The sequence below is a fragment of the Micromonospora sp. NBC_00898 genome (genome assembly GCF_045207895.1).
GTDB lineage: Bacteria > Actinomycetota > Actinomycetes > Mycobacteriales > Micromonosporaceae > Micromonospora.
Window position 1 is genome coordinate 501,638 of record NZ_CP108775.1, and the last position, 26,520, is coordinate 528,157.

Sequence of the window (26,520 nt, forward strand, 5' to 3'; positions counted from 1 at the left end):
CAGGCGTCGCCCTGGCGGCGGCGCGGCCGGGGGCCGGCGGCCGGGGGAACCTTCCGCCGGCCGGTCGCGCTGCTGCGCAAGCTGGCCTGGGCCGGGCTGCTCGCCCCGAACCGCACCGAGGCCCGACACCTGCCGGGGATCAGGCGATCAGGCCAGGACGGCGGCCTCGACCCTGGCCCGGTGGACGAGCAGCCACTCCTGCCAGCGCCGCACCCCGTCGATCGCGCCCGCGGCGCGCAGCCGGCGCATCCCGGGCTCGTCCCGTTCGGCGCCCGCGTCGATGCCCCGCCAGGTGCCTTCGAGCTGCGCGAGCATGACGTCGACCAGGTCGGCGCGGGGCAGCGTCGGCCCGGCGGCGGACCCGGCGGCGTCGTACGCGTCGCAGAGCAGCCGGCAGCGGCGGCCCAGCTCGGCCGGGTCGGCGCCCTCGCCCAGCGCGGCCCAGTGCCAGCCGGCGAAGGCGACGCGCAGGCGTCGTGCAGCGCGCGGATCAGCCGCCCGAGCCGGGTCAGCGCGGCGTCGGAGAAGTACGCCTCGTCCTCCCGCTCCCGCCAGGGCACCCGCCCGTCGAGGTGGCCCAGCACCTGCCGGCCCCGTTCGTCGGTGCCCAGGTAGCGGGGCGCCAGGTCGACGCCGGCCCGGTCCAGGTGCCGCAGCAGCGCGGCCACGAAAGCGGCGTTCAGCGGGGGAGTGCGGCGGACCGTGTTGCCGACCCGGACCGCCTCGGCGATGAACCCGCCGGGCAGCGGCTCCTCGACGGGCATCAGGCCGGCTCCGCCCGGCGCCGCCGTTCGGCGCGCCACCAGCGGTGGATCAGCACCACGCTGGCGATCAGGCCGAGGCTGGCCGGCGCGGCGGCGTACCAGTTGACGTGGCCCGGCGAGCTGACCGCCGCGCCGATGGCGGCGTAACCGAAGGCGGTCGGGGCGGAGGCGATCACGCTGCCGGCCAGGAACGGCAGCACCCGGGCGCCGGTCGTGCCGTAGCCGTAGCTGACCAGCCCGAAGCCGGCGATCGGCAGCAGCCGGACGGTGATCACCCCGAACACGCTCTGCCGGGCGAACCAGCCGTCGAGCCGGGCCAGCCGGCCGCGCACCCGTTCGGCGACGAAGTCCCGGCCGAGCAGGCGGCCGACGGTGAAGCCGAGCGCCGCCGCGAGCAGCGCGGCGCCGAGGGCGTACGCGGCGCCCTCCAGGGGGCCGAAGATCGCCCCGGCGGCGAGCGTGACGAAGGTCCGCGGCACCAGCGCCACCAGCAGCAGCGCCCCGCCGACGATCGCGGCGACCGGGGCGTACCCGTCGAGGGAGTCGGCCAGCCGGGGAAGCTGGGCCGGGTCCGGCCGGGGCGCCAGGAGCAGCAGCACGCCGAAGCCGGCGAGCAGCGCCAGCAGCAGGGCGAAGCGACGTGCCGACGGCTGTCGGAGCAGCCGCCGGACGGCGCGGATCACGCCCGGACGGCGGCCGCCACCGCGGCGCGGCGTTCCGAGCGGAGCCGCTCGGCCCAGGTGTCGTCCAGCGCGGGGAGCTGGTGGATGCCGGTGGCCCAGCGCAGCAGCAGGTCGGCCAGGGCGGGGTTGCGGGCCAGGGCGGGCCCGTGCGAATACGTGCCGAGCAGCTTGCCCCGCCACGCGCCCTCGGTGGCGCCGTCGTTGCCGATTCCGGCGGTGATCCGGGCCAGCGGCGACACGCCGGGCCCCAGGTGGGTGCGGCCGCCGTGGTTCTCGAACCCGGTGAGCGGCGGGATGCTCAGCCGGGGGTCGATGTCCCCGGCCAGCTCGCCGACGGCCCGGGTGGGGCCGCGGTCGGAGGAGAGGTCGAGCAGCTCCAGCCCCGCGTACCGGGTGCCCTTGGCGAAGAACGAGGTGCCGAGGAGCTGGTAGCCGGCGCAGACGCCGAAGACCACCGAACCCTGGGCCACCGCCCGGTGCAGGCCGCCGTCGGCGAGCAGCCGCTGGGCGCCGAGCGCCTGCGGGCCGTCCTCGCCGCCGCCGATCAGGTAGATGTCGGCGGTGGCGGGCAGCCGCTGGTCGGAGCGGACCTCCAGCACCTCGACCGGCATGCCGCGCAGCTGGGCGCGGCGGGCCAGGATCAGCATGTTGCCCCGGTCGCCGTACGTGGAGAGCAGGTCGGGGTAGATCCAGACGATGCGCAGGCTCTCAGTTGACACGGTCCAGCTCCGCTCGGATGTCCTGGAAGGCGGTGTAGTTGGCGATGACCTCCAGGCGGCCCGGTGGCACCGCCCGGATCGCGTCGTCGAAGGTCCGGACGTGCTGGAACGGCACGCCGTTGACGTCCAGCCGGACGGCCAGATCGTACGCCCGGTCGCCGGTGATCAGCACCTGCCGGCCGCGCAGCGGGGCGAAGTCGACGTCGAACAGCCAGGAGGTGTCCAGCCCGTCGGGGTCGCGCGCGTTGATGGAGAGCAGGGTCGGCGCCTCGTCGGCCATGTCGAACGCCTCCAGCCAGCTCGCCGGGTTCTTGGCCAGCAGCAGCCGGACGTTGCGCCCGTCCCGGTCGACCTGGGCGTACCGGCCGGCGACCGACGTGACCGCGCCGAGCCGGGAGACCGCGTCCACCGGACGTACGCCGAACTCGGCGGCGACCGCCAGGGCGGTGGCCGCGTTGCCCAGGTTGACCTTGCCGGGGAGCTGGAGCTGGATCTTGTGCCAGGCGCCGGTCGGGTCGAGCACACCGTCGTCCTCGACGGTCCACTGCGGCTCGGGGCGGCGCAGCGGGCAGCCCGTGCACCACCACTGGTCGTCCTTGCGGGCGATGGTGGAGCCGCACTCCGGGCAGACCCACGAGTCGTCGTGCCAGCGCTGGCCGGCGCTGAACCAGGTGACGTGCGGTGGGTTGTGGCCGCGGGCCGGGTCGGCCGGCGGGGTGGCGGCCCAGACGACCATCGGGTCGTCGGCGTTGGCGACCACCCGCACGTCGGGGTGCTGGACCAGCGCCGCGCGCCAGAGCTGCGCCATCATGGCGACCTCCTTGGCCCGGTCGAGCTGGTCGCGGGAGAGGTTGAGCAGCGCCACCACGTGCGGCTCGGTGGCCGCCAGCACCTGGGCGAGGTAGTGCTCGTCGACCTCCAGCACGGCGTACGGGGTGCTGCCGGCCTTTGCCAGGGCCGAGGTGTGGCCGGTGGGCATGTTGGCGCCGAAGGAGTTGGTGGCCACCCGGCCGAGCACGCCGACGGCGGCAGTGGTGAGCCGGGTGGTGGTGGTCTTGCCGTTGGTGCCGGACACCAGGGCGATCGCCCGGCCCGCCGCCAGGTGCACGAGGAGGTCCGGGTCGATCTTGAGGCCGATCCAGCCGCCGATCACCGAGCCGTCGCCACGGCCGGCGGCCCGCGACAGCGCCGCGGCGGTCCGCGACACGGAGCTGGCCACCTTTGCCCGCATGGGCATCTTCGCGTCGGTCACCCGAGCGAGGTTACCGGACCCGTGGCCCCGCCAGATCGCCGCCGACGGCGATCCGTTCGGCCGGGGTGGCCCGGCGGACGGGCGGCACGCGCTCGGCCGGATGGAGTCGATCAATGTCGGGTAGCGGACGCGGCCGGCGGGCCGGCGCGGCCCTCCACTCTGCCCCACCCCGTTTGACGTGCGCTTTTGCCGGCGAGAACGGCGCGCCACGCGGGCGTTTCTGGTTGCGGGTGGAGGGAAGTGGAGTAGAGTGGGGCGCATTGGTGAGGCCGGGAGGGCCGCACCGGCCCAGGGGGTCAGCGGCGCCGCGAACGCCGCTCAGGGCGAGGGGGTTGGGCCGATGTTCCTCGGCACCCACACTCCGCGCCTGGACGACAAAGGCCGGTTGATCCTTCCGGCGAAGTTCCGGGATGAGCTGGCGGGGGGTGTCGTGATCACCAAAGGGCAGGAGCGCTGCCTCTACGTCTTCCCGATGCCCGAGTTCCAGCGGATCGCGGAGCAGTTGCGTGCGCAGCCGATGACGCACAAGGCGGCCCGGGCCTACAACCGGGTCTTCTTCGCCAGCGCGCATGACGAGGTGCCGGACAAGCAGGGCCGGGTGACCATCCCGGCACACCTGCGCTCGTACGCCGCCCTCGACCGCGATCTGGTCGTGATCGGCGCGAGCAGCCGGGTGGAGATCTGGGACAGGGCGGCCTGGGAGGCCTACCTCGCGGAGAGCGAAGACGACTTCGCCGACATCTCCGAGGGGGTGCTGCCCGGCGGTCTGTAGGGCGTGGCGACGCCCGGCGTACTGCGAGATCTCCAGCCGCTTTCGAGTTCCTGGCACCCCTTCCCCGGTGCCAGGCGCACGATCCGTATCGGGGGGCCGCGGCCTCCGGCGGGCGGGAGCGGATGGGGATCTGGCGGTATGACGAGGCGTCGTGGCGACGACAGCACGCAAACGGACGGAAGTGGGTTTCAACCAGTGGGGGTCGACATGGGGGAGCTGCGTGGCACGCACGTGCCGGTGCTGCTCGAGCGGTGTCTCGAGTTGCTGGCCCCCGCGCTGGGTCGGAACGGACGCACCGTCCACGTCGACGCGACGCTCGGCCTGGCCGGGCACGCCGAGGCGGTCCTGGAGGCGCACCCGAACACGGTGCTGATCGGCCTGGACCGGGACACCGAGGCCCTCGCCCACGCGCGGGTCCGGCTGGCCCGGTTCGCCGACCGGATCCACCTGGAGCACGCCGTCTACGACGAGCTGCCCGAGGTGCTCGACCGGCTCGGCTACCCGGCGATCGACGGGATCCTGTTCGACCTCGGCGTCTCGTCCCTGCAACTGGACGCGCCCGACCGCGGGTTCGCGTACGCGCAGGACGCGCCGCTGGACATGCGGATGGACCAGACCCGGGGGGTGACCGCCGAGGAGGTGGTCAACACGTACGCCCATCCGGACCTGGCCCGGGTGCTGCGGGTGTACGGCGAGGAGAAGTTCGCCGGGCGGATCGCCTCGGCGATCATCCGGGAGCGGGAGCGCGGCCGGATCACCTCGTCGGCGCGGTTGGCCGAGCTGGTCAGGGAGAGCATTCCGGCACCAGCCCGACGAACCGGTGGACACCCGGCAAAGAGAACGTTTCAGGCTTTACGGATCGAGGTAAACAAGGAGCTGGCAGCGCTGGAGGCGGCGCTGCCGGCCGCTCTCGACAAGCTCACCGTGGGCGGCCGCATGGTGGTCCTGTCCTACCACTCGCTGGAGGACCGGCTCACCAAGCAGGCGCTCGCCGACCGGGTCCGCAGCAAGGGCCCGATCGACCTCCCGGTCGAACTGCCCGGGTCGGGCCCGACGTTCCGGCTGCTCAGCCGGGGCGCCGAGCTCCCCGGGGAGGCGGAGGTGGCCGCGAACCCGCGCGCCGCCTCGGTGCGGCTGCGGGCCGCGGAACGGCTCGACCCGGAGGCGACCCGGCAGGGGCGTACCGACCGCGAACGGTACCGCCGCCGGGTCAAGGCGATGCACCAACCGGGGACGGGGTCACCGGGATCCGGGACGGATCCGCGGTCGGCCCCCGGGGACGGCAGTGGGACGGACGAAGAGGGGGAGGGGACATGAACGTCAACAGGCGCGACGGCCGGGACACCGGCATCGCTCAGCGCGCACCGCGGTCGGGGGGCCGGACCGCGGCGCAGCGCACCACGCGAGGGTCGACGGCGACGGCGGGGGCCGACCGGCTCGACCGTCGGGAGGAGACTCGCGCCCGGGGGGCGCGCGAGTTCCCCACCCAGGGCAGCGCCGCGCTGCGCCCGGCCGAGCGGACGAAGGCCACCACCGCGGCCGCGGCGCCGCGGCTGCGGGTCGCCCCGCCGCCGCCGGTCTCCGTGCCGCGGGCCCCGTTCGTCGGGCTGATCCTGGTCCTGGTGGTCGGCGGGGTGCTCGGCATCCTGCTGGTCAACACGAAGATCAACGAGAACGCCTTCAAGCTGGAGAAGCTGCAGCAGCAGCAGGCCAAGCTCGACGTCGACCAGCAGCAGCTGGAGAAGGAGATCGCCGAGCAGAAGGCGCCGGGCAACCTGACCGCCAACGCCCGCAAGCTCGGCCTGGTCGAGTCCGACGACCCCGCGTACATCCGGCTGCCGGACGGGAAGATGATCGGCGTTCCGCACCCGGCGGAGGGCGCGCCGGCGATCACCAGCCAGCAGGGCAACGGGAGGTAGTCAGGTGCCCCCGAGATCGGAGGAACCGCGCCGGGACCCCACGGGCTCCCGGCGCGGCTCGTCCCGGGGCGGTCGGGGCGCCGACCCGCGCTCGGGTGAGCCGGGCGTCGGCGGGATCTCCGACGCCCGGGCGTACACGCCCCGGGGGCGCACCATCCGCGAGGGCGGGGCCGCCCGGTCCGCGCCCACCGGGGGCGCGGAGCAGCGGCGTACCCCACGCAGCAGCCGGTCCGGCGACCCGTTCCGGCCCGCGTTGCAGGTGCTCGACGGCGGCCGTGCGCCCGCCGGCCGCACCGGCCGACGGGAGGCCGCCCCGGGCGGTCGGGCCGGCGTGGTGCGGACCGTCTCGGCCCGCGGCGTGCGGGAGCCGTTCGACGACGACGAGCCGGCGCCGCGGCGGCGGCCCGGCCCGCGCCGGCCGGACCGGCCGGCCGCCCGGCGGCCGTCGCGCAAGCCGCGCCGCCCGCCGAAGCTCGCCGACCCGCGCCGCCGGCTGCGGCTCGGCACGCTGCTCACCCTGACCCTGTTCGCCGCGATCGGCATCCGGCTGGTCTTCCTGCAGACCGTGGACACCCCGGCGTACGCCGACGGCGGCCTCCCCGGCCGGCCGCTGGCGGTGGTCGACCTGCCCGCGCCGCGTGGCGCGATCTACGACCGGACCGGCGCCCCGCTGGCGCACAGCGTCGAGGCGCGGTACGTCTACGCGGACCCGACCCGGGTGAAGGACCGGTTCGCCACCGCCCGGCTGCTCTCCCCGCTGCTCGGCGTGCCCGTGTCGGACCTCGCCGAGAAGATGAAGCCCGGCAAGCTGCCCACGGGCGTCCCGTCGCAGTTCGAGTACCTGGCGCGCGGGGTCGAGGTCGGCAAGGCCAAGCAGATCATGGCGCTGGACCTGGCCGGCATCGGCACGCACCGGGACGAGCGGCGCGAGGTGCCCGGCGGCGACCTGGGCGCCAACCTGATCGGCTTCGTCAGCCAGGACATGAACGGCCTGGAGGGGCTGGAGGCGAAGTACGACGACCTGCTCCAGGGCCAGGCCGGCAGGAAGACGTACGAGATCGGCCGGGGCGACCTGGCCGCCCCGATCCCCGGCGGCTACAGCCAGACGACCCTGCCCAAGCCGGGCAGCTCGCTGACGCTGACCATCGACCGGGACCTGCAGTTCCAGACGCAGCGGATCCTCAGCACCCGGATGGCGCAGACCAGGGGCAGCGTCGGCGCGGCGGTGATCATCGACGTCTCCACCGGCGACGTGCTGTCCCAGGCCAGCTACCCCACGTACGACGCGGCGGACCCGGACGGCAGCAGGCCCACCGACCGGGAGGACGCGGCGACCAGCTTCGTGGTCGACCCCGGCTCGATCCACAAGGCGATCACCTACGGCGCGGCCCTCCAGGAAGGCGTGATCACCCCGGACACCGCGTTCCCGGTGCCCAACACCATCCAGAAGGGCGACACACCCTTCCAGGACACCCACCCGGCCAACGGGAGGAAGATGAGCATCCCCGGGATGCTCGCCTTCTCCTCCAACGTCGGCACCATCGAGATCGCCGACAAGCTGGGCCGGGACCGGCTGATCGACTACCAGAAGCGGTTCGGGCTGGGGCAGCCCACCGGCGAGGGCATGCCGGGGGAGGCGTCCGGCCGGCTGCTCCCCGCCGCCGAGTGGAGCGGCTCGTCGTACGGGTCGGTGCCGATCGGGCACAGCGTGGACGCCACCCCGCTGCAGATGGCCGCCGCGTACGCCGCCATCGCCAACGACGGCACGTACGTCCAGCCGCACCTGATCAAGGAGGTGATCGGCCCGGACGGGAAGCGGACACCGGGCCCGAAGCCGGTCACCCGGTCGGTGCTCAGCCCGGCCAACGCCGCCGCGCTGCGCACCATGCTGGAGGCGGTCACCACGGTCGACGAGGGCCCGTACGAGCGCGCCACCGGCCTGGCCGCCGCCGTACCCGGCTACCGGGTGGCCGGCAAGACCGGCACCGGCCTGCGCTACGCCGACGGCAAGCGGCAGCCCGGCGACGTCGCCTCGTTCATCGGCATGGCCCCGGCCGAGCACCCCCGCTACGTGGTGGCGGTCTTCGTCTGGAGCCCCGGGGGCGAGGGCGGCGCCGTCTCCGCGCCGGCCTTCCGGGAGATGATGGGCTACACCCTGCGCCACTACCGGGTGCCGTCGTCGGCGACCAGCCGGTCCCCCAAGTTCGAGGTCTTTCCGCGCTGAGCGGGGCGGACGGGACATCATCGGTGAGTGGCGACGAACCACCGGGGCGGCTGTGCGGTCGGAACCCGGACGACCGGGTAGGGTCTGACGCCGTGCCCGGCAATCCGCGTCCCCGTACCGTGCAGCCCGTCCGGCTCGGCGCCCTCGCCGCTCGGCTCGCCGTAGCGCCGCCCGAGGGGGCCGCCGACGTCGCCGTGACCGGGGTGACCCACGCCAGCCAGGAGGTCCACCCGGGGGACCTGTACGCGGCGCTGCCCGGCGCCCGCCGGCACGGCGCGGAGTTCGCCGCGGGGGCGGCCGAGGCCGGCGCGGTGGCGCTGCTGACCGACCCGGCCGGCGCCGAGCTGGCCGCCGCGGCGGGCCTGCCGACGCTGGTGGTCGACGACCCCCGGGCGGTGCTCGGCGACGTCGCCGCGACCGTCTACGGCGACCCGACCGCGGGGTTGACGGTGATCGGGGTGACCGGCACCGCCGGCAAGACCTCCACCAGCTACCTGATCGAGTCGGGGCTGCGCGCCGCCGGCCACACCACCGGCTTGATCGGCACCGTGGAGACCCGGCTGGGCGACCTGGTGATCGACAGCGTGCGGACCACCCCGGAGGCGACCGACCTGCACGCCATGCTCGCCGTCGCCCGGGAGCGCGGGGTGACCGCCGTGGTCATGGAGGTCTCCAGCCACGCCCTGGCCATGGGGCGGGTCGGTGGTGTCCGCTTCACCGTCGGCGGCTACACCAACTTCGGCTCCGACCACCTGGACTTCCACGCCGACTCGGCGGACTACTTCGCGGCCAAGGCCAGGCTCTTCGACGGCCGGTGCCGGGCCGAGGTGCTCAACCTCGACGACCCGGCGCTGCGCCCGCTGTTCAAGCCGGCCACGGTCAGCTACTCGGCGGCCGGCGACCCGACCGCCACCTGGTGGGCCGACGGGATCGACGGCGAGGGGTACGCCCAGCGCTTCACCGTGCACGGCCCGGACGGGCTGACCCGGCCCGCCACGGTGGCGCTGCCGGGCCGGCACAACGTGGCGAACGCGCTGCTGGCCGTCGCCACCCTGGTCGCCGCCGGGGTGGACCCGGCGACCGCGGTCGCCGGGGTGTCCGCCTGCGGCGGGGTGCCGGGGCGGCTCGAGCTGGTCAGCGGCGACGCGCCGGTGCGCGGCGTCGTCGACTACGCGCACAAGGCCAATGCGATCGAGGCCGTCCTGGTCGCCCTGCGTGAGCTGAGCACCGGGCGGTTGATCTGCGTGATCGGCGCGGGCGGCGACCGGGACCGGGGCAAGCGGCCGGTGATGGGCGCCGCCGCGGCGGAGGGAGCCGACGTGGTGCTGGTGACCGACGACAACCCGCGCACCGAGGACCCGGCGGCGATCCGCGCCGAGGTGCTCGCCGGGGCGTACGCAGCCGGGACGACGGCCCGGATCATCGAGGTGGACGGCCGGCGGGCGGCCATCGCCGAGGCGGTCCGGCTGGCCGAGCCGGACGACGTGGTGGCGCTGCTGGGCAAGGGGCAGGAGCGCGGCCAGGAGATCGCCGGCGAGGTGCTCCCGTTCGACGACCGGGTGGAGCTGGCCGAGGCGCTGCGCGCCCGTTTCGGTGACCTGGCGGGTCGACGGTGATCCCGCTGACCCTGGCCGAGGTCGCCTCGGCCGTCGACGGGCGGCTGGTCGCGGCCGACCCGGACGTCCGGGTGACCGGGACGGTGGAGTTCGACTCCCGCAAGGTCGCCCCGGGTGGGCTCTTCGTGGCGTTCCCCGGGGAGAAGGTGGACGGGCACGACTACGCCGCCGGGGCGGTCTCGGCCGGCGCGGTGGCGGTGCTCGGCACGCGGGAGGTCCCCGGCGTGCCGATGGTGCTGGTCGACGACGCCCTCGCCGCGATGGGGCGGCTGGCCCGCACGGTGGTCGACCGGCTGCCCGGGCTCACCGTGATCGGGCTGACCGGCTCGTCGGGCAAGACCACCACCAAGGATCTGATCGCCCAGCTCACCGTGCGGCTCGGCCCGACCGTGGCGCCGCCCGGCTCGTTCAACAACGAGCTGGGCCACCCGTACACGGCGTTGCAGGCCGGGCCGGAGACCCGCTACCTGGTGATGGAGAAGGGCGCCCGCGGGGTGGGGCACGTCCGCTACCTCTGCGACGTGGTGCCGCCGCGGATCTCCGTGGTGCTCAACGTCGGGGTCGCGCACATCGGCGAGTTCGGGTCGGTGGAGACCATCGCCCTGGCCAAGGGTGAGCTGGTCGAGGCGCTGCCCGTCGACGGGCTGGCCGTGCTCAACGCCGACGATCCGCTGGTCGACGCGATGGCCACCCGCACCCACGCCCGGGTGGTCCGGTACGGCGAGGCGGCGCACGCCGACGTGCGGGCGGTGGACGTGACGCTGGACGGGCGGGGGCGCCCGTCGTACACCCTGGTGACCCCGGAGGGCAGCGCGCCGGTGCGGCTCGGGCTGACCGGGCGGCACCAGGTCTCCAACTCCCTCGCCGCCGCGGCGGTGGCCCGCGAGCTGGGGATGCCCCTGGCCGAGCTGGCCGTCGCGCTGGGCGAGCTGGGGCTGGTCTCGACGCGCCGGATGGACGTCTTCGAACGCTCCGACGGGGTCACCGTGATCGACGACTCGTACAACGCCAACCCGGCCTCGACGGCGGTCGCGCTGCGGGCGCTCGCCGGCCTGCGCGGGCAGGGGCGTACCGTCGCGGTGCTCGGCTACATGGCCGAGCTGGGAGACTTCGAACGGGAGGGGCACCAGCAGGTCGGCCGGCTCGCGGCCGAGCTGGGCGTCGATCGGCTGCTCGTGGTGGGCGAGCCGGCGGCGCCGATCCAGGAAGGCGCGACAGCGGTAAGTGACTGGGGAGGAGAGTCGGTGCTGCTCACCGATCAGGCGGCGGCCGTCGAGGTGCTGCGGGGCGAGCTACGACCGGGTGATGTGGTGCTGGTGAAGGGCTCCCGGTACCGCACCTGGGAGGTGGCCGACGCGCTGCGCGAGGCCACCGGGGAGGGGGTCACCTCATGAGGGCGGTCATCGTCGCCATCGGGGTTGCCTTCCTGATCTCGCTGCTCTGCACCCCGATCGCGATCAAGGTGTTCACCCGGCTCAAGGCCGGCCAGCCGATCCGGGCCGAGGGCCCGGCCATGCACCAGACCAAGAAGGGCACGCCGACGATGGGCGGCGTGGTCTTCATCCTGGCCACGGTGATCGCGTACGTCGCCGGCCACCTCGCGCTGACCACCCTGCCGGACGCCCAGATCGCCCAGGTCGAGCCGACCATGACCGCGCTGGTGCTGCTCGGCCTGATGGTCTTCTCCGGCGCGGTCGGCTTCATCGACGACTTCCTCAAGGTGCGCAAGCGGCACAGCGGCGGCCTGAACAAGCGCGGCAAGCTGGCCGGCCAGATCCTGGTCGGGGCGATCTTCGGCATCGTGGCGCTCTACTTCCCGAGCAGGATGTACGACGTCACCGGCGCCCGGACGAATGCCGAGACCGTCGGCAGCACCACGCTGAGCTTCATCCGGGACATCCCCGTGCTGGAGATCGGCAAGGTCGCCTCGGTGATCGTGATCATCCTGGTGGTGATGGCGGCGACCAACGGCGTGAACCTCACCGACGGCCTGGACGGCCTGGCCACCGGTGCCTCGGTGATGGTGCTCGCCGCGTACGCGCTGATCGCCTTCTGGCAGTACCGGCACTGGTGCGCGGACCCGAACTACACCGAGGCGTACTGCTACACGGTCCGGGACCCGCTGGAGATCGCGCTGATCGCCGGGGCGGCGGCCGGGGCCTGTGTCGGCTTCCTGTGGTGGAACACCTCGCCGGCCCGGATCTTCATGGGCGACACCGGGGCGCTCGGCCTGGGCGGCCTGATCGCCGGCATGGCGATGTCCACCCGGACCATCCTGCTGCTGCCGATCATCGGCCTGCTCTTCGTGATCATCACGATGTCCGTGGTGATCCAGATCATCTCTTTCCGGACCACCGGCAAGCGGGTGTTCCGGATGTCTCCGTTGCAGCACCACTTCGAGCTCGCCGGCTGGAGCGAGGTCAACATCGTGGTCCGGTTCTGGATCATCGCCGGGATCGGCGTGGCCATCGCGCTGGGCCTGTTCTACAGCGAGTTCCTCGCCGCGGTCACCTGAGGCGGGACGTCGACACGGAGAGGGAGGGGCCCCGGCGGCCCCTCCCTTTCGCGTTCCGACACGCCGACCGGGCGGTTGCGCCACGGGCGGGCCGGCCCAGCCGCGATGATGGGCGGGTGGGGGAGGAACGAGACATCGAGGGCACGACCGAGACGCAGACCCGCCGACCGCCCGCGCCGGCGCGACCGGCCGAGCCGCCCGGCGTGCTGTTCGGCCTGGACGCGGCCGGCGGGCTGGCCGCGCTGCGTGGCCTGCTCGCCCGCCCCCTGGCCTCCTACTACCTGCTGCTCTCCAGCGCCGGCCTGCTGCTGCTGCTCGGACTGACCATGGTCTTCTCGGCGACCAGCGTGAAGGACTACGCCGAGGACGGCGACGCGACCGCGTCCGTGGTCAAGCAGACGATCTTCGCGGTGATCGGCATCGTGGCGTTCTGGGCCTGCCAGCGGCTGCCCGCCCGGACCTTCCGGGCGCTGGGCCGGCCGGCGCTGGGCGCGGCGGTGGTGCTGCTGCTCGTGCTCAACCTGCTGGTGGCGCTGGAATCGCTGTTCGGGGTGAAGTCGGTCGGCCCGCTGCACGCCGAGCTGCTCTGGCTCTATCTCGGCCCGATCCAGGTCCAGCCGGCCGAGCTGGCCAAGTTCGCGCTGGCGCTGTGGGGCGCCCATGTGCTCGCCCGCAAGGGCGCCGCGCTGGGCTGGTGGAAGGAGTTGGCCACCCCGCTCTTCCCGGTGGTCGGCCTGCTCTTCGTGCTGGTCGGCTACAACGACCTGGGCAGCATGCTCTGCCTGCTGGCCCTGGTGGTCGGGCTGCTCTGGGCGGCCGGCGTCCGGCTGCAGGTCTTCGCCGCGCTCTCGGCGGTCGGCCTGGCCGGCGTCGGCCTGCTGATCGCCGCGGCCTCCCTGGGCGCCGGCTCCGGCTCGCGCGACGCCGAGAACTACCGGCTGGCCCGGCTCACCGTGTTCCTCGATCAGTCCGACCCGGCCAAGTGCATCGAGAACAACTGTTATCAGATCGTCCAGGCGCGAAACGCCATCGAGCACGGCGGCTGGTTCGGCGTGGGGCTGGGCAAGAGCAGCTTCAAGTTCGGCTGGCTGCCCGAGGCGCACAACGACTTCATCTTCGCGATCATCGCCGAGGAGCTGGGCGTGGTCGGCTGCACCGTGGTGCTGGTGCTCTTCGCCGTGCTGGCGTACACCGGGCTGCGGATCGCCCGGCGGGTCGAGGACCCGTTCCGCCGGCTCGCCGCCGCCGGCGTCACCGCCTGGCTGGTCGGCCAGGCCGTGATCAACATCGGCGGGGTGACCGGGCTGCTGCCGCTGACCGGCGTGCCGCTGCCGTTCATCTCCGACGGCGGCAGCGCCCTGGTGGTCACCCTGGCGGCCGTCGGGATGCTCGCCTCCTTCGCCCGCGCCGAGCCCGACGCGGCCCGAGCCCTGCATGCCCGTCCACCGGCCCGGTGGGTCCGACTAGTGTGGGCCCCGTTACCGCCGCTTCCCGGCCGGCGTCGCCGCCCGGCGTCACCGCCGGCCGACCCCGGGCCCGTACCCCGGTCCCGGGCGCGGCGGCCCGACGACCAGGCCGCGGCCCGCGGCGCCCGGCCGAGCCGGACGCGCGCCGGCGCGGCGAGCGAGAGGAGACGCTGATGGGTCCGCTGCGTTCGGTGGTGCTCTGCGGAGGGGGCACGGGTGGGCACATCTACCCGTTGTTGGCCTTCGCCGACTGCCTGCGCCGACACGACCCGGGCGTCCGGATCACCTGCCTGGGCACCCCGAAGGGCCTGGAGAACGAGCTGATCCCGCCGGCCGGCTACGACCTGCGGCAGATCCCGGCCTACCAGCTGCCCCGCTCGGTGAACATGAGCCTGGTCCGCACCCCGGACCGGATGTGGAAGGCGTCCCGCGCGGCGGGCAAGGTGATCGACGAGGTCCAGGCCGACGTCGTGGTCGGCTTCGGCGGGTACGTGTCGGTCCCCGGCTACCTGGCCGCCTGGCGGCGCGAGCTGCCGATCGTCATCCACGAGGTGAACGTGCCCCCGGGCGTGGCCAACCGGCTCGGGATGAAGTTCACCAAGAACGTCGCCGTGGGCTTCCCGCACCAGCCGGCGCAGGCCGAGTCGCTGCGCGACGCCCGGGTGGTCGGCGTGCCGCTGCGTCGGGGGATCGCCGGGCTGGACCGGGCGGCCGTCCGCAACGCCGCACGGGCCCACTTCGGACTCCGCCCCGACCTGCCGGTGCTCTTCGTCGCCGGCGGCTCGCAGGGCGCCCGCTCGATCAACCTGGCGGTCGCCGGGTCGGCCAAGGAGCTGGCCCGCAACGGCGTGCAGGTGCTGCACGTCATGGGTGCCCGCAACGAGCCGGTGCCGGTCCCCACCGACCTGCCGGTGCCGTACGTGACCCTGCCCTACCTGTCCGAGATGGAGCTGGGTTACGCGGCCGCCGACCTGATGCTGGCCCGGGGCGGGGCGATGACCTGCGCCGAGGTGGCCGCGATCGGACTGCCCACCATCTACGTGCCGTACCCGCACAGCAACCAGGAGCAGAAGCGCAACGCGCTGCCCGTGGTGGAGGCCGGTGGCGGGCTGCTCGTCGACGACGCCGAGCTGACCCCGGACTGGCTGGAGCGGACGGTCATCCCGCTGGTCCGGGACCCCCAGCGGCTGTACGCGATGGGCGCCGCCGCCGCCGCGTACGGCCGCCGGGACGGCGACGAGGCCTTGCTGAACTTCGTCTACGAGGCGGTGGCCCGATGAGTCGGACCGTCGCGACGGGAAGGTATCTCTCATGAACACCGCGCAGTTCACCCCCGCCGGCACGCTGACCGCGGAGGACCTGGGCCGGATCCACCTGATCGGGGTGGGCGGGGTCGGCATGAGCGGCCTGGCCCGGCTCTTCCTCACCCGGGGGTTGCCGGTCTCCGGCAGCGAGCTGCGGGAGTGGCCCTCCCTGGCCGGCCTGCGGGCGCTCGGCGGCACCATCCACATGAGCCACGAGGCGACCAACCTCGACGGTGTGGACACGGTGGTCTACTCCTCGGCGATCCCGCAGGACCACCTGGAGATGGTCGAGGCGCGCCGGCGCGGGCTGCGGGTGCTGCACCGCTCCGAGGCCCTGGCGGCGGCGATGACCGGCCGGCGCACCGTGGCGGTCGCGGGCACCCACGGCAAGACCACCACCACCTCGATGGTGACCATGGTGCTCCAGCAGGCCGGTGCCGACCCGTCCTTCGTGATCGGCGGGGAGATCTCCGAGGTGGGCTCCGGCGCGCACCACGGCACCGGCGAGTACTTCGTGGTCGAGGCGGACGAGAGTGACCGCTCGTTCCTGATCTACCGGCCGTACGTGTCGATCATCACGAACATCGAGGCGGACCACCTCAACACGTACGGCGACCTGGCGAACCTGGAGGCGACGTTCGCCGAGTTCGCCCGGCTCACCGACCCGGACGGCTTCATCATCACCTGCGCCGACGACGCGGGCGGCCGGCGGCTGGCCGAGGCGCTGCGGGCCGAGGGGCGCCGGGTGTGGACGTACGGCGAGGCCGCCGACGCCGACCTGCGGCTGAGCGAGATGGCCTCGTCCGCCCAGGGGGTGCGCTACCTGGCCGGGATCGAGGGCCGGTCGCTGGGCGAGATCCGGCTGCCGGTGCCCGGGCGGCACATGGGGCTCAACAGCGCCTCGGCGGTGCTCGCCGCGTACCTGCTGGAGCTGCCGGTCGAGGCGGCGGAGGCCGCGCTGGGCGCGTTCCCCGGCGTCCGGCGGCGCTTCGAGCGCAAGGGCGTCGCGGACGGCGTGCTGGTCTACGACGAGTACGCGTACCACCCGACCTCGATGACGCTGGCCCTGCAGACGCTGCGCGAGGTGGCCGGCGAGGGCCGGCTGATCGTGGTCTTCCAGCCGTACCGGCTGTACCGCACCCGGGACCTGCAGGCGGAGATCGCCGCGGCGCTCGGTATCGCCGACGAGCTGGTGCTGCTGGAGGTCTTCGGCCCGGGTGAGCTGCGGCAGCCCGGCGAGGGTTCGGCCGCGCTGATCGAGGCGGTGCCGCTGCCGGCGGACCGGAAGGTCTTCGCGGACTCGTGGGACGAGGTACCGGCCGAGGTGGCCCGCCGGGCCCGCCCGGGGGACGTCGTGGTGACCATGGGCGCGCCACCCATCTCGCTGATGGGTGACCAGTTGCTCGACGCGCTGCTGGCCCGTACCGGTGGCGCGACGGCCGTGGGCGCCGCCGTCGACACGGACGGCGCGGCCGCCGCGGCCGGATGAGTCCCGGCCCGGCCCGGGGCCGGACGCCCGGCCCGGACGGCGGCCGGCGCGGACCGGTGCGGCGCTGGCAGCTGGTCCGGGCGGGCAGCGACGCGGTCCCGCCGTCGACCCGGCGGTTCATGGCCCGGGCCCGGCAGCGCCGGATGCGGGCCGCCCTGCCCTGGGCGGTCGCGGTCGGGGTGCTCGCGCTGGCCGGGCTGGTCGCCTGGACCGTGCTGGGCACCGGCCTGTTCGGGGTCCGCGAGGTCCGGGTGGTCGGCGCGAAGCTGGTCACGCCGGTCGAGGTGCGGGACGCGGCGGCGGTGCCGGACGACCAGCCGTTGGCCCGGGTGGACCTGACGGCGACCGCCCGGCGGGTCGGCGCGCTGGCGCCGGTGGAGCGCGCGTCGGTGTCCCGGGACTGGCCGGGCACGCTGGTGATCCGGGTGGTGGAGCGGACGGCCGTGGCGGCGGTGCCGCAGGGGGAGCAGTTCGCCGTGCTCGACCGCGCCGGGGTGGTGTTCCAGACCGTGCCCCGGGCCCCGGACGGGTTGCCGCTGGTCCGGGTCGGCAAGCCGGCGCCCGACGATCCGGGCACCCGGGCCGGGCTGGCGGTGCTGGCGGCGCTGAGCCCGCAGCTGCGCGCCGAGCTGGTCGCGGTGGACGTGGCCGGGCTGGCCCGGATCAGGCTGCGGCTGCGGCACGGCCGGACGGTGGTGTGGGGGGATGCCACCCGGAATCCGGACAAGTCGCGGGTGGCCACGGCGCTGCTGGGTCGGCAGGCCGACACGATCGACGTGAGCGCGCCGGACGTGGTCACCTTCCAGTGATCCGCCGGTCAGCGGGGTGCGCGGCGGCCGGCGGGACGTGACTCGTCCCGCTATGGGCGGCGACACGCCGGGCGGGTCCTTGGCTCTCGGCGTGGAGGCGCTTACGTTGCCCCGAAGAGGATCAGTGGTTGACATAACTGTGAGCCTCTAGTAGAGGGTGAGGGTTTCGACCCACGCCCTCGCTGGGAACTGCGTCGACCGCTGGTCTGGCCAAGCCGTGTGGGGTCGGCCCATGCCAATCTCGAAGGGAAAGGACCGGAGATGACACCTCCGCACAACTACCTGGCGGTCATCAAGGTCGTCGGCATCGGGGGCGGCGGCGTCAACGCCGTCAACCGGATGATCGAGGTTGGGCTCAAGGGCGTCGAGTTCATCGCGATCAACACCGACGCGCAGGCGCTGCTGATGAGCGACGCCGACGTCAAGCTCGACGTGGGCCGGGAGCTGACCCGGGGGCTCGGCGCCGGGGCCAACCCGGACGTCGGCAAGAACGCCGCCGAGGACCATCGCGACGAGATCGAGGAGGTGCTCAAGGGCGCCGACATGGTCTTCGTGACCTGCGGTGAGGGCGGCGGCACCGGCACCGGCGGCGCGCCGGTGGTGGCGAACATCGCCCGCAAGCTCGGCGCGCTGACCATCGGCGTGGTGACCCGGCCGTTCTCCTTCGAGGGCAAGCGCCGCCAGGTGCAGGCCGAGTCCGGCATCGACGAGCTGCGCAACCAGTGCGACACGCTGATCGTCATCCCGAACGACCGGCTGCTCGCGCTCGGCGACCGCAACATCTCCATGATGGACGCCTTCCGCACCGCCGACCAGGTGCTCCTCTCCGGTGTCCAGGGCATCACCGACCTGATCACCACCCCGGGTCTGATCAACCTGGACTTCGCCGACGTCAAGAGCGTGATGAGCGGCGCCGGCAGCGCGCTGATGGGCATCGGCAGCGCCCGCGGTGAGAACCGCGCGGTGGAGGCGGCCGAGGCGGCCATCTCCAGCCCGCTGCTGGAGCAGAGCATGGACGGCGCGCGCGGCGTGCTGCTCTCCATCGCCGGCGGCTCCGACCTGGGCCTGTTCGAGATCAACGACGCGGCCCAGCTGGTCACCGACGCGGCCCACCCGGACGCCAACATCATCTTCGGCGCGGTCATCGACGACGCCCTCGGCGACGAGGTCCGGGTGACGGTGATCGCGGCGGGCTTCGACGGAGGCACGCCCGCGTACAAGGCGGCCGAGCCGGCCCGCAAGCCGAACCAGAACCAGCCGGCGCAGACCGGCCCGCCGGTCACGCCGCCGGCCACCATGCCGGCGCCGCAGCAGTCGCCGCGTCGGGTGCTCTTCGACGACGTGGACGTGCCGGACTTCCTCAAGAACGGCTCCTGAGCCGCGCCGTGACCCAGACACCAGCCTCGGTACGACCGGACCGTCGTGCCGAGCTCGCGGCCGGGCTCGCCCAGGTGCGGGCCCGGATCGCCGACGCCTGCGCCGCCGCCGGCCGGGACCGGGCCGAGGTCACCCTGATCGCGGTGACCAAGACCTACCCGGCCGGCGACGTGGTGGCCCTGGCCGGGCTCGGCGTCGCCGACGTGGGGGAGAACCGAGACCAGGAGGCGGCGCCCAAGGCCGCCGAGGTTTCGGCGGCCGGGGTACGACCGCGCTGGCACTTCATCGGCCAGTTGCAGCGCAACAAGTGCCGTTCGGTGGTCCGGTACGCCGATGTCGTGCAGTCGGTCGACAGTGTCCGCCTGGCCGGGGCGCTGGACGCCGCGGCGGCGGCCGGCGCGGACCGGGACCGGCCGCTGGACGTGCTGGTGCAGGTGAGCATCGACGGGGACCCGCCCCGGGGCGGGGCGCTGCCGGACTCGGTGGACCCGGACCGTGGCCTCGGCCCGGTGGCCGAGGCGGTGGCCGGTGCGGGGTCGCTGCGGCTGGGCGGCCTGATGGCGGTGGCGCCGCTGGGCTGGGAGCCGGAGCGGGCGTTCGCCCGGCTGGCCGAGGTGGCGGAGTGGTTCCGCCGGCAACATCCGGCGGCGACGATGCTGTCGGCCGGAATGAGCGGGGATCTGGAAATCGCGATCGGGTACGGCGCGACACATGTCCGCGTCGGCAGCGCGTTGCTCGGAATGCGCCCCACGCTGCGGTAGCCTGACCGCGAGAGAAGCAAATTACATCAGTGTTGTTCAGGAACGGCAGCCCGTTGTCGGGGGCCATGGCGGGCGACGCGAATCGCACGCTACGGGATTGCCGATCCGGTCCGGTGGGCATCGGTTGTCCACTCGTGATCAAGCGACACGGCACGGGGGTGCGTGCCGCACAGCGGACGGAAGGGCGCGGGATGGGTGCACTGCGCAAGGCGGGGGTCTGGCTCGGTCTGGTCGAGGAGGACGACGAGCGGGCCTACGAGGACGGTGGCTACGACAAGGGCGGCTACCGCGACTCGCGCTACCGGTCGAGTCGTTACTCCGAGGAGTTCGCCGACGAGGACGACGACGAGTCGGAGGAGCCGCCGCCGCGTCCCCGGGTCGGTGACCGGGGTCGGCTGACCGAGCGCGCCTCGAGCCGCGCGGCGGAGGCCGACCGGGTCGACGGCGAGCGGCCGGAGCGGGTCGAGCGGTCCAGCGTCCGGTCGATCACCCGGTCGGGGAGCGGGGAGACCTCGGGCGCGCTGACCTACCACACCCGGGACAACCTCGCCCTGGCCCCGCAGGTCCAGCAGCGGGAGCGGGCCGTGGTGGCGGAGGAGGAGCAGCGCTACCAGATCACCACGCTGCACCCCACCACCTACCGCGAGGCGCGCACCATCGGCGAGCACTTCCGCGACGGCGTGCCCGTGATCATCAACCTCACCGAGATGGACGAGGCGGACGCCCGCCGGCTGGTCGACTTCGCCGCCGGGCTGGCGTTCGGACTGCGCGGTACGATCGAGCGCGTGACCAACCGGGTGTTCCTGCTCTCACCGGCCAATGTCCAGGTCACCGCGGAGGACAAGGCCAAGATCGCTGAGGGCGGCTTTTTCAGCCTGAGCTAGCCCGCCCGACCGAGGGACGTCGCCTGCCGTGTTGTCGATCCTGTTCCAGGTGCTGTACCTGCTCGTCTATCTGTTCCTGCTCGTGCTTTTGGCCCGATTTGTCCTTGGGGCCGTCCTCGCGTACGGTCGCCGCTGGCAACCGGGACGGGGAGCATCGGCGGGACTGGAATCGGTGTGGAGCGTCACTGATCCGCCTCTGCGGACGTTGAGGCGTGTGATCCCACCACTGCGAATTGGTAGCGTGAGCATCGACCTGGCCTCTCTTGTGCTCCTGGTTATCCTGTTCGTGCTGATGGAGTTCGTGTTAGATCCGCTGATCAGGAACTTCTCCTGACCAGCGCGCTGCTTTCGCGGCCGCAACTGACCCGAGGAGTTTCGATGCCGCTGACCCCGGCCGACGTCCACAACGTCGCCTTCAAAAAGCCGCCGATCGGCAAGCGGGGGTATGACGAGGAGGAGGTCGACGCCTTCCTGGACGAGGTCGAGCGCGAGCTCGCCCGTCTGATCGAGGAGAACAACGAGCTGCGCGCCCAGGTGGAGCGCGGCGGCCGTGGCCCCGCCCCCGCCGGCCCCGGCGGCGACCCCCGTCTCGCGGCGGAGCTGAACGACGTCAAGGCCCAGCTGGACCGGGTGCAGCGCGACAAGGCGGCCGCCGAGCAGGCGGCCCGGGCGATGCAGGCCGAGCTGGAGCAGGTCCGCACCCAGGGCGGCCCGGCCGCCGGCGCGGACGGCGAGCAGCAGGCGCTGCGGGTGCTGATGATGGCCCAGCGCACCGCCGACGACCACGTGTCGGACGCCCGCCGCGAGGCCGACCAACTGCTCTCCGAGGCCCGTTCCAAGGCCGAGGAGGTCACCCGCGAGGCCCGCGCCAAGGCCGACGCGCTGGAGCGCGACGCCCGCCAGCGGCACCAGGAGGCCATGGGCGGCCTGGACGCCAAGCGCACCGCGCTGCAGAAGCACATCGAGGAGCTCAAGCAGTTCGAGCGCGAGTACCGCACCCGGCTCAAGGCGTACCTGGAGAGCCAGCTGCGGGACCTCGACGGCCGGGCCCAGGGGCTGGAGGCCGAGGTCAACCGCACCGAGGGCAACCGCGCCGCGGGTGGCAGCAACGGCCTCGCCGCAGCCAGCCTCGCCGGCTCGTACGGTGGCGGTCGCTCGGGCTCGCTCGAGTCCGGCCGCTGATCCCGCCGTCGGCGGCCGTCCCCGCGGCGGCCGCCGACCGCTCGCAGACCGACCCGATGCGGCGGGGGTGAGCCGTGATAGTCGCCAGCATCCTGCTCATCCTCGTCGCCGTCGTGCTCCTGGTGGCCGGGTTGGCCGGCGGGTCCAGTCCGCTGCTGATCACCTCCATCGCGGCCAGCCTGCTGGCCGCCGTCGCCCTCGTCGCGGGTGCCCGCCAGGCAGCCGCCACCCGGGCGACGACCGGTCGGACGCGTCCGACCGGGCCGGCAGGGCCGCGCACGGCGTACGGCGCGGGAGTCGGGGAGCCAGAGATTCCCCTGCAGCACGTCCCTCCGACGGTGGGCACCGGGTGGCGGCAACCACCCGGTGCACCGTCGGGCTCCGACCTGCGGCCACGGCCGGCCCCGGGGCCCGGCACCGACGAGCCGCTCGACGAACCGGACGCCCAGCAGGTCCGGCCCGACGACGAGGCGCTCGTCGCCCAACTGGCCACCCCGGTCCACGTGGTGCAGGGCCGGCCGCGGTACCACCTCGCCAGTTGCCCGCACCTGCTCGACCGGGTGCCGTCCCGGATCCCGGTTGCCGAGGCGGTCGAGCTGGGCTTCACCCCGTGCGCCCGGTGCGCCCCGGCCACCGCGCTGCTCGCCGACTCGCGACCGAGCTGAGTGCCGGTTCCCATGGACGACACGCTCACCGTGGCCGTACGGGTGAAGGCCGGCGCCTCCCGGGCCCGGGTCGGCGGCCGCTTCGACGGTCCGCACGGGCCGGCCCTGGTGATCGCCGTGAACGCCCCGGCGGTCGACGGCCGGGCCACCGAGGCGGCCCGCCGCGCCCTCGCGGATGCGCTGGGCGTCCGGGCGGCGACGGTCTCGCTGCGCACCGGCGCGGCCAGCCGCGACAAGCTCTTCCTGGTCGAGCGCCCGTCGTCGGAGCTGCCCGGGGTGCTGCGCCGGCTGCGCGACGGATCGGCCGAGTGAGGGCCGCCCGGGCCGGCCGCGGATGACCCCCGGGCTGGATCTCGCGCTGCTGCTCGGCGCGGCCGTCCTGCTGGTGGCGGTGGGCGCGGTGCGGTTCTCCACCCGGCTCGGGGTGCCCAGCCTCCTGGTCTACCTCGCGCTCGGGGTGGCGATCGGCGAGGCGGGCCTGGGCATCCGCTTCGACGACGTCGAGCTGACCCGGATGCTCGGCTTCTGCGCGCTCATCGTGATCATCGCGGAGGGCGGGCTGAGCGCCCGGTGGAGCACCCTGCGGCCGGTGCTCGGCTTGGCCGCCGCGCTCTCCACGGTCGGCGTGGTGGTCAGCATCGTGGTCGTCGGTCTCGTCGTGCACCTGCTGCTCGGCCTGGACTGGCGGCTGGCGTTGCTCTACGGCGCGGTGCTCTCCTCCACCGACGCAGCGGCCGTCTTCGCCACCCTGCGCCGGCTGCGCCTGCCGCCCCGGCTGGTGGCCACCCTGGAGGCCGAGTCGGGCATCAACGACGCCCCGGCGGTGATCCTGGTGGTGCTGCTCTCCCGGGCCGCCCCCGCCGCCCACCCGTGGTGGTACGAGGTCCTCCTGGTCGGGTACGAGCTGGGCGTCGGCGCGGCGGTCGGGGTGGCGGCCGGGATCGCCGGTCGGTGGGCGCTGCGCCGGGCCGCGCTGCCCTCGGCGGGGCTCTACCCGATCGCGGTGGTCGGCTTCACCGTGCTGGCGTACGCCGCCGGGGCGGTGCTGCACGCCTCCGGCTTCCTCGCCGTGTACGTCGCCGGGGTGCTGCTCGGCAACGCCCGGCTGCCGCACCGGCAGGCCATCCTGGGCTTCGCCGACGGGCTGGCCTGGCTGGCCCAGATCGGCCTCTTCGTGCTGCTCGGCCTGCTGGTGTCGCCGGGCCGGCTGGACGCCGCGGTGCTGCCGGCGGTGGTGGCCGGCGTGGCCCTGCTGCTGGCCGCCCGGCCGCTGTCGGTGGCGGTCTCCGCGCTGCCGTTCCGGCTCGGCCTGCGTGAGCAGGCGTTCCTGTCCTGGGCCGGGCTGCGTGGCGCGGTGCCGATCGTGCTGGCCACCATCCCGCTCTCCGAGCGGGTCCCGGGGGCGGACCGGCTCTTCGACGCGGTCTTCGTGCTGGTGGTGATCTTCACCCTGGTGCAGGCAGGGACCCTTGCTCCGGCGGCCCGCCGGCTGGGGGTGACCGCCCCGGCCGAGGCGGCCGAGATCCGGGTGGAGACGGCCCCTCTCGAACGGATGCGGGCGGACCTGCTCCAGCTTGAGGTGCCGCCTGGTTCCCGGCTGGGCGGGGTGCACGTGGACGAGCTGCGGCTGCCGGTGGGCGCCTCGGTGACCCTGGTGCTGCGCGACGGGGCGGGTTTCGTGCCCGGGCCGGACACCCGGCTGAAGGTCGGCGACAGCCTGCTCATCGTCGCCACGGCCGAGGTCCGGGACGAGGTGGAGCGGCGGTTGCGAGCGGTCAGCCGCCGGGGTCGGCTGGCCCGGTGGTTTGGCGAGTACGGCGAGGACCGGGACGGATAATCTGCTAGCGTTCCTTTTGCCCTGATTGGTGGCTGTTCGGGCCTGAAACGCGGAGCAACGGTGCGGCACGTTGTCGGACGCCTGTACGTTCCGTATTCTTGCCACCCTCCGGAGTGCGCGGCCCTGGTCGCTGTGCACCCGTTTCCGTACTTGGGGACGCCCTGGCAGGTGGCCCCTGCCCAGGCACCGCACCGCCGACCGCCGCGCATCCGCGGCTGAGGGAGCTGACGATGGCGAAGCCAGCCGATACCAGGACCGCCGGCCGCAAGCCGGTGGCGAAGGCCACCCGCAGCGCGGCGGAGACCGAGAAGATCCGGGCGGCCCTGGCGGCCCGGCGCGACGAGTTGCGCGCCGAGTACGATCAGACGCTGAGCGAGATCACCGAGCTGCAGCGCGACCGGCTGACGGACTCGGCCGGGGACGACCAGGCCGACACCGGCACCAAGACGTTCGAGCGCGAGCAGGAGATCTCACTAGCCAACAGCATTCTGGAACGGATCACGCAGGTCGAGCGGGCTCTGGAGCGGCTCGACGAGGGTGGTTACGGCTGGTGCGAGCGGTGCGGCAACCCCATTCCGGTGGAGCGCCTCGCCGCCTTCCCGTCGGCCACCCTCTGCGTGACCTGCAAGCAGCTGGAGGAGCGGCGCTAGGCCCGCTCCCCGGCGGCGGAGTGGAGACGGTGAGGGATCACCGCCGAGAGCGTCGATGGGGAGCAGATGACCGCAGCACCGCCCGCCGGAGCCGGCACCGCTGAGTCGGGCGGCGGCACGCCCCGACGCCGGGCGGTCGGGATCCTGCTCGGCGTCGCCCTGGTGGCGCTCCTGGCCGACCTGGTCACCAAGCAGCTCGCGCTCAGCGGGCTGACCGGCCGGGGACCGGTGTCCCTGCTCGGCGGCACCGTCTACCTGACCCTGACCCGCAACAGTGGGGCGGCGTGGAGCATCGGCTCCGGCCACACCTGGGTCTTCCCGCTGATCACCATCGGGGTGATCGGCTGGATCGCCTGGATGGCGGTACGGCTGCGGTCGCTGCCGTGGGCGGTCTCCCTCGGCCTGGTGCTGGGCGGGGCGCTCGGCAACCTCACCGACCGGATCTTCCGCGCGCCCGGCCACTTCGTCGGGCACGTGGTCGACATGATCAGCCTCTTCGACCCGTACGGGCAGGTCTGGCCGGTGTTCAACCTGGCCGACAGCTCGCTCGTCTGCGGCGTGATCCTGGCCGTGGTGCTGGAGCTGACCGGCCGGCAGCGCGACGGCCGCCGGGCCGGCGCCGAGCCGACCGGCCCGGTCGGGTCCGGCGACGCGGCGGCCACCGGCAGCGAGCAGCGGGGGCGGGCATGACCTCGGCCTTCGCCGCCGGCGGCGACCACCGCTCCCTGCCCGTGCCGGACGGCCTCGACGGGATGCGGCTCGACCAGGCCGTGTCCCGGCTCTTCGGGCTCTCCCGGACCGCCGCCGCGGCCCTGGTCGACGCCGGGGACGCGCTGGTCGACGGCGCCGTCCGGGCCAACTCGCACAAGGTCAAGGCCGGCTCCTGGCTGGAGGTGACCCTGCCCGCCCCGGCCGCCCCGCCGACCGTGGTGCCGCAGGCCGTGCCCGGCCTGACCGTGGTGTACGCCGACGACGACATCGTGGTGGTCGACAAGCCGGTCGGCGTGGCCGCCCACCCCAGTCCCGGCTGGACCGGCCCGACCGTGATCGGCGCGCTGGCCGCGGTCGGCCACCGGATCTCCACCAGCGGCGCCGCCGAGCGGCAGGGCGTGGTGCACCGGCTCGACGTGGGCACCACCGGGATCATGGCGGTGGCCAAGAGCGAGCCGGCGTACACCGCGTTGAAACGGGCCTTCAAGTACCGCGAGGTGGAGAAGCGCTACCACGCCGTGGTGCAGGGCCACCCCGACCCGCTGCGCGGCACCATCGACGCGCCGATCGACCGGCACCCGCACCACGACTACCGCTGGGCGGTGGTCACCGGGGGCAAGCCGAGCATCACGCACTACGACACCCTGGAGGCGTTCCCGGCGGCGAGCCTGCTCGACGTCCGCCTGGAGACCGGCCGTACCCACCAGATCCGGGTGCACTTCTCGACCCTGCGCCACCCGTGCGTCGGCGACATCACCTACGGCGCCGACCCGACCCTCTCGGCCCGGCTCGGGCTGAGCCGGCAGTGGCTGCACGCCCGCTCGCTGAGCTTCGCGCACCCGCGCACCGGCGACGAGGTCACCTTCGTCAGCGAGTACCCCGACGACCTGGCGCGCGCGCTGGAGATCCTGCGCGACTGAG

26 protein-coding genes are annotated in these 26,520 nt (G+C 74.1%); 22 read left to right on the top strand and 4 right to left on the bottom strand.

Features of this window, described 5'->3' with window-relative positions; genetic code table 11:
- Positions 1-147: 147 nt before the first annotated feature.
- From OG799_RS02395 to OG799_RS02410, 4 genes are all read right to left on the bottom strand, one after another.
- Entirely contained in the window at positions 148-315 is a 168-nt protein-coding gene (locus tag OG799_RS02395) for a hypothetical protein (protein ID WP_406042631.1), read from the bottom strand.
- Positions 316-763: 448 nt separating this feature from the next.
- Positions 764-1,546, bottom strand: a complete 783-nt coding sequence (locus OG799_RS02400; RefSeq protein WP_406046177.1) for a TVP38/TMEM64 family protein — start codon at positions 1,544-1,546, stop codon at positions 764-766.
- Positions 1,444-2,166, bottom strand: a complete 723-nt coding sequence (locus OG799_RS02405; protein WP_406042633.1) for a type 1 glutamine amidotransferase — start codon at positions 2,164-2,166, stop codon at positions 1,444-1,446. Before OG799_RS02405 ends, OG799_RS02400 begins: the two co-directional genes overlap by 103 nt.
- Positions 2,156-3,403 carry a MurT ligase domain-containing protein gene (locus OG799_RS02410; protein ID WP_406046178.1) on the bottom strand — a complete coding sequence of 416 codons (1,248 nt, stop codon included), beginning with the start codon at positions 3,401-3,403 and terminating at the stop codon, positions 2,156-2,158. Before OG799_RS02410 ends, OG799_RS02405 begins: the two co-directional genes overlap by 11 nt.
- 355 nt (positions 3,404-3,758) lie before the next feature.
- Here OG799_RS02410 and mraZ point away from each other — a divergent pair, with 355 nt between their 5' ends.
- From mraZ to OG799_RS02520, 22 genes are all read left to right on the top strand, one after another.
- Complete coding sequence (gene mraZ, locus OG799_RS02415; RefSeq protein WP_406042635.1) at positions 3,759-4,190, top strand: division/cell wall cluster transcriptional repressor MraZ; 432 nt, start codon at positions 3,759-3,761, stop codon at positions 4,188-4,190.
- 207 nt (positions 4,191-4,397) lie between these two features.
- Positions 4,398-5,507, top strand: a complete 1,110-nt coding sequence (gene rsmH, locus OG799_RS02420; protein WP_406042637.1) for a 16S rRNA (cytosine(1402)-N(4))-methyltransferase RsmH — start codon at positions 4,398-4,400, stop codon at positions 5,505-5,507.
- Positions 5,504-6,109 carry a hypothetical protein gene (locus OG799_RS02425; protein WP_406042639.1) on the top strand — a complete coding sequence of 202 codons (606 nt, stop codon included), beginning with the start codon at positions 5,504-5,506 and terminating at the stop codon, positions 6,107-6,109. Before rsmH ends, OG799_RS02425 begins: the two co-directional genes overlap by 4 nt.
- Before the next feature lie 4 nt (positions 6,110-6,113).
- A complete protein-coding gene (locus OG799_RS02430; protein ID WP_406042641.1) occupies positions 6,114-8,333 on the top strand; it encodes a peptidoglycan D,D-transpeptidase FtsI family protein in 2,220 nt (739 codons plus the stop codon).
- 92 nt (positions 8,334-8,425) lie between these two features.
- Positions 8,426-9,949 carry a UDP-N-acetylmuramoyl-L-alanyl-D-glutamate--2,6-diaminopimelate ligase gene (locus OG799_RS02435; protein WP_406042642.1) on the top strand — a complete coding sequence of 508 codons (1,524 nt, stop codon included), beginning with the start codon at positions 8,426-8,428 and terminating at the stop codon, positions 9,947-9,949.
- Positions 9,946-11,343: a UDP-N-acetylmuramoyl-tripeptide--D-alanyl-D-alanine ligase gene (gene murF, locus OG799_RS02440; RefSeq protein WP_406042644.1), complete on the top strand. Its 1,398-nt coding sequence runs from the start codon at positions 9,946-9,948 to the stop codon at positions 11,341-11,343. Before OG799_RS02435 ends, murF begins: the two co-directional genes overlap by 4 nt.
- Positions 11,340-12,464 (top strand): phospho-N-acetylmuramoyl-pentapeptide-transferase, encoded by a 1,125-nt coding sequence (gene mraY, locus OG799_RS02445; RefSeq protein WP_406042646.1) that lies wholly within the window; start codon positions 11,340-11,342, stop codon positions 12,462-12,464. The genes murF and mraY overlap by 4 nt, the downstream gene beginning before the upstream one ends.
- 203 nt (positions 12,465-12,667) lie before the next feature.
- The gene (locus OG799_RS02450; RefSeq protein ID WP_406046179.1) at positions 12,668-14,104 is read left to right on the top strand and encodes an FtsW/RodA/SpoVE family cell cycle protein; all 1,437 of its coding nucleotides are present in this window, start codon (positions 12,668-12,670) and stop codon (positions 14,102-14,104) included.
- The gene (gene murG / locus OG799_RS02455) at positions 14,104-15,210 is read left to right on the top strand and encodes an undecaprenyldiphospho-muramoylpentapeptide beta-N-acetylglucosaminyltransferase (RefSeq protein WP_406042648.1); all 1,107 of its coding nucleotides are present in this window, start codon (positions 14,104-14,106) and stop codon (positions 15,208-15,210) included. The genes OG799_RS02450 and murG overlap by 1 nt, the downstream gene beginning before the upstream one ends.
- Before the next feature lie 31 nt (positions 15,211-15,241).
- Positions 15,242-16,723, top strand: coding sequence for a UDP-N-acetylmuramate--L-alanine ligase (gene murC / locus OG799_RS02460; protein WP_406042650.1), 1,482 nt, complete (start codon positions 15,242-15,244; stop codon positions 16,721-16,723).
- A complete protein-coding gene (locus tag OG799_RS02465; RefSeq protein ID WP_406042652.1) occupies positions 16,720-17,532 on the top strand; it encodes a cell division protein FtsQ/DivIB in 813 nt (270 codons plus the stop codon). Before murC ends, OG799_RS02465 begins: the two co-directional genes overlap by 4 nt.
- Positions 17,533-17,793: 261 nt before the next feature.
- Positions 17,794-18,909, top strand: a complete 1,116-nt coding sequence (gene ftsZ / locus OG799_RS02470; RefSeq protein ID WP_406042654.1) for a cell division protein FtsZ — start codon at positions 17,794-17,796, stop codon at positions 18,907-18,909.
- Positions 18,910-18,917: 8 nt separating this feature from the next.
- Entirely contained in the window at positions 18,918-19,670 is a 753-nt protein-coding gene (locus tag OG799_RS02475) for a YggS family pyridoxal phosphate-dependent enzyme (RefSeq protein WP_406042656.1), read from the top strand.
- A 191-nt stretch (positions 19,671-19,861) separates the two neighbouring features.
- Positions 19,862-20,554 (top strand): cell division protein SepF, encoded by a 693-nt coding sequence (locus OG799_RS02480; protein ID WP_406042658.1) that lies wholly within the window; start codon positions 19,862-19,864, stop codon positions 20,552-20,554.
- 28 nt (positions 20,555-20,582) lie between these two features.
- Positions 20,583-20,888, top strand: coding sequence for a YggT family protein (locus OG799_RS02485; RefSeq protein ID WP_406042660.1), 306 nt, complete (start codon positions 20,583-20,585; stop codon positions 20,886-20,888).
- 44 nt (positions 20,889-20,932) lie between these two features.
- Entirely contained in the window at positions 20,933-21,736 is an 804-nt protein-coding gene (locus OG799_RS02490) for a DivIVA domain-containing protein (RefSeq protein ID WP_406042662.1), read from the top strand.
- A 74-nt stretch (positions 21,737-21,810) separates the two neighbouring features.
- Positions 21,811-22,401, top strand: coding sequence for a hypothetical protein (locus OG799_RS02495; protein WP_406042664.1), 591 nt, complete (start codon positions 21,811-21,813; stop codon positions 22,399-22,401).
- Positions 22,402-22,413: 12 nt separating this feature from the next.
- Complete coding sequence (locus OG799_RS02500) at positions 22,414-22,713, top strand: DUF167 domain-containing protein (protein WP_406042666.1); 300 nt, start codon at positions 22,414-22,416, stop codon at positions 22,711-22,713.
- A gap of 22 nt (positions 22,714-22,735) precedes the next feature.
- A complete protein-coding gene (locus OG799_RS02505; protein ID WP_406042668.1) occupies positions 22,736-24,238 on the top strand; it encodes a potassium/proton antiporter in 1,503 nt (500 codons plus the stop codon).
- 230 nt (positions 24,239-24,468) lie between these two features.
- Positions 24,469-24,888: a TraR/DksA C4-type zinc finger protein gene (locus tag OG799_RS02510; protein WP_007463005.1), complete on the top strand. Its 420-nt coding sequence runs from the start codon at positions 24,469-24,471 to the stop codon at positions 24,886-24,888.
- Between the two features lie 66 nt (positions 24,889-24,954).
- Entirely contained in the window at positions 24,955-25,578 is a 624-nt protein-coding gene (gene lspA / locus OG799_RS02515; RefSeq protein WP_406042670.1) for a signal peptidase II, read from the top strand.
- Positions 25,575-26,519: an RluA family pseudouridine synthase gene (locus OG799_RS02520; RefSeq protein WP_406042672.1), complete on the top strand. Its 945-nt coding sequence runs from the start codon at positions 25,575-25,577 to the stop codon at positions 26,517-26,519. The genes lspA and OG799_RS02520 overlap by 4 nt, the downstream gene beginning before the upstream one ends.
- Position 26,520 lies beyond the last annotated feature (1 nt).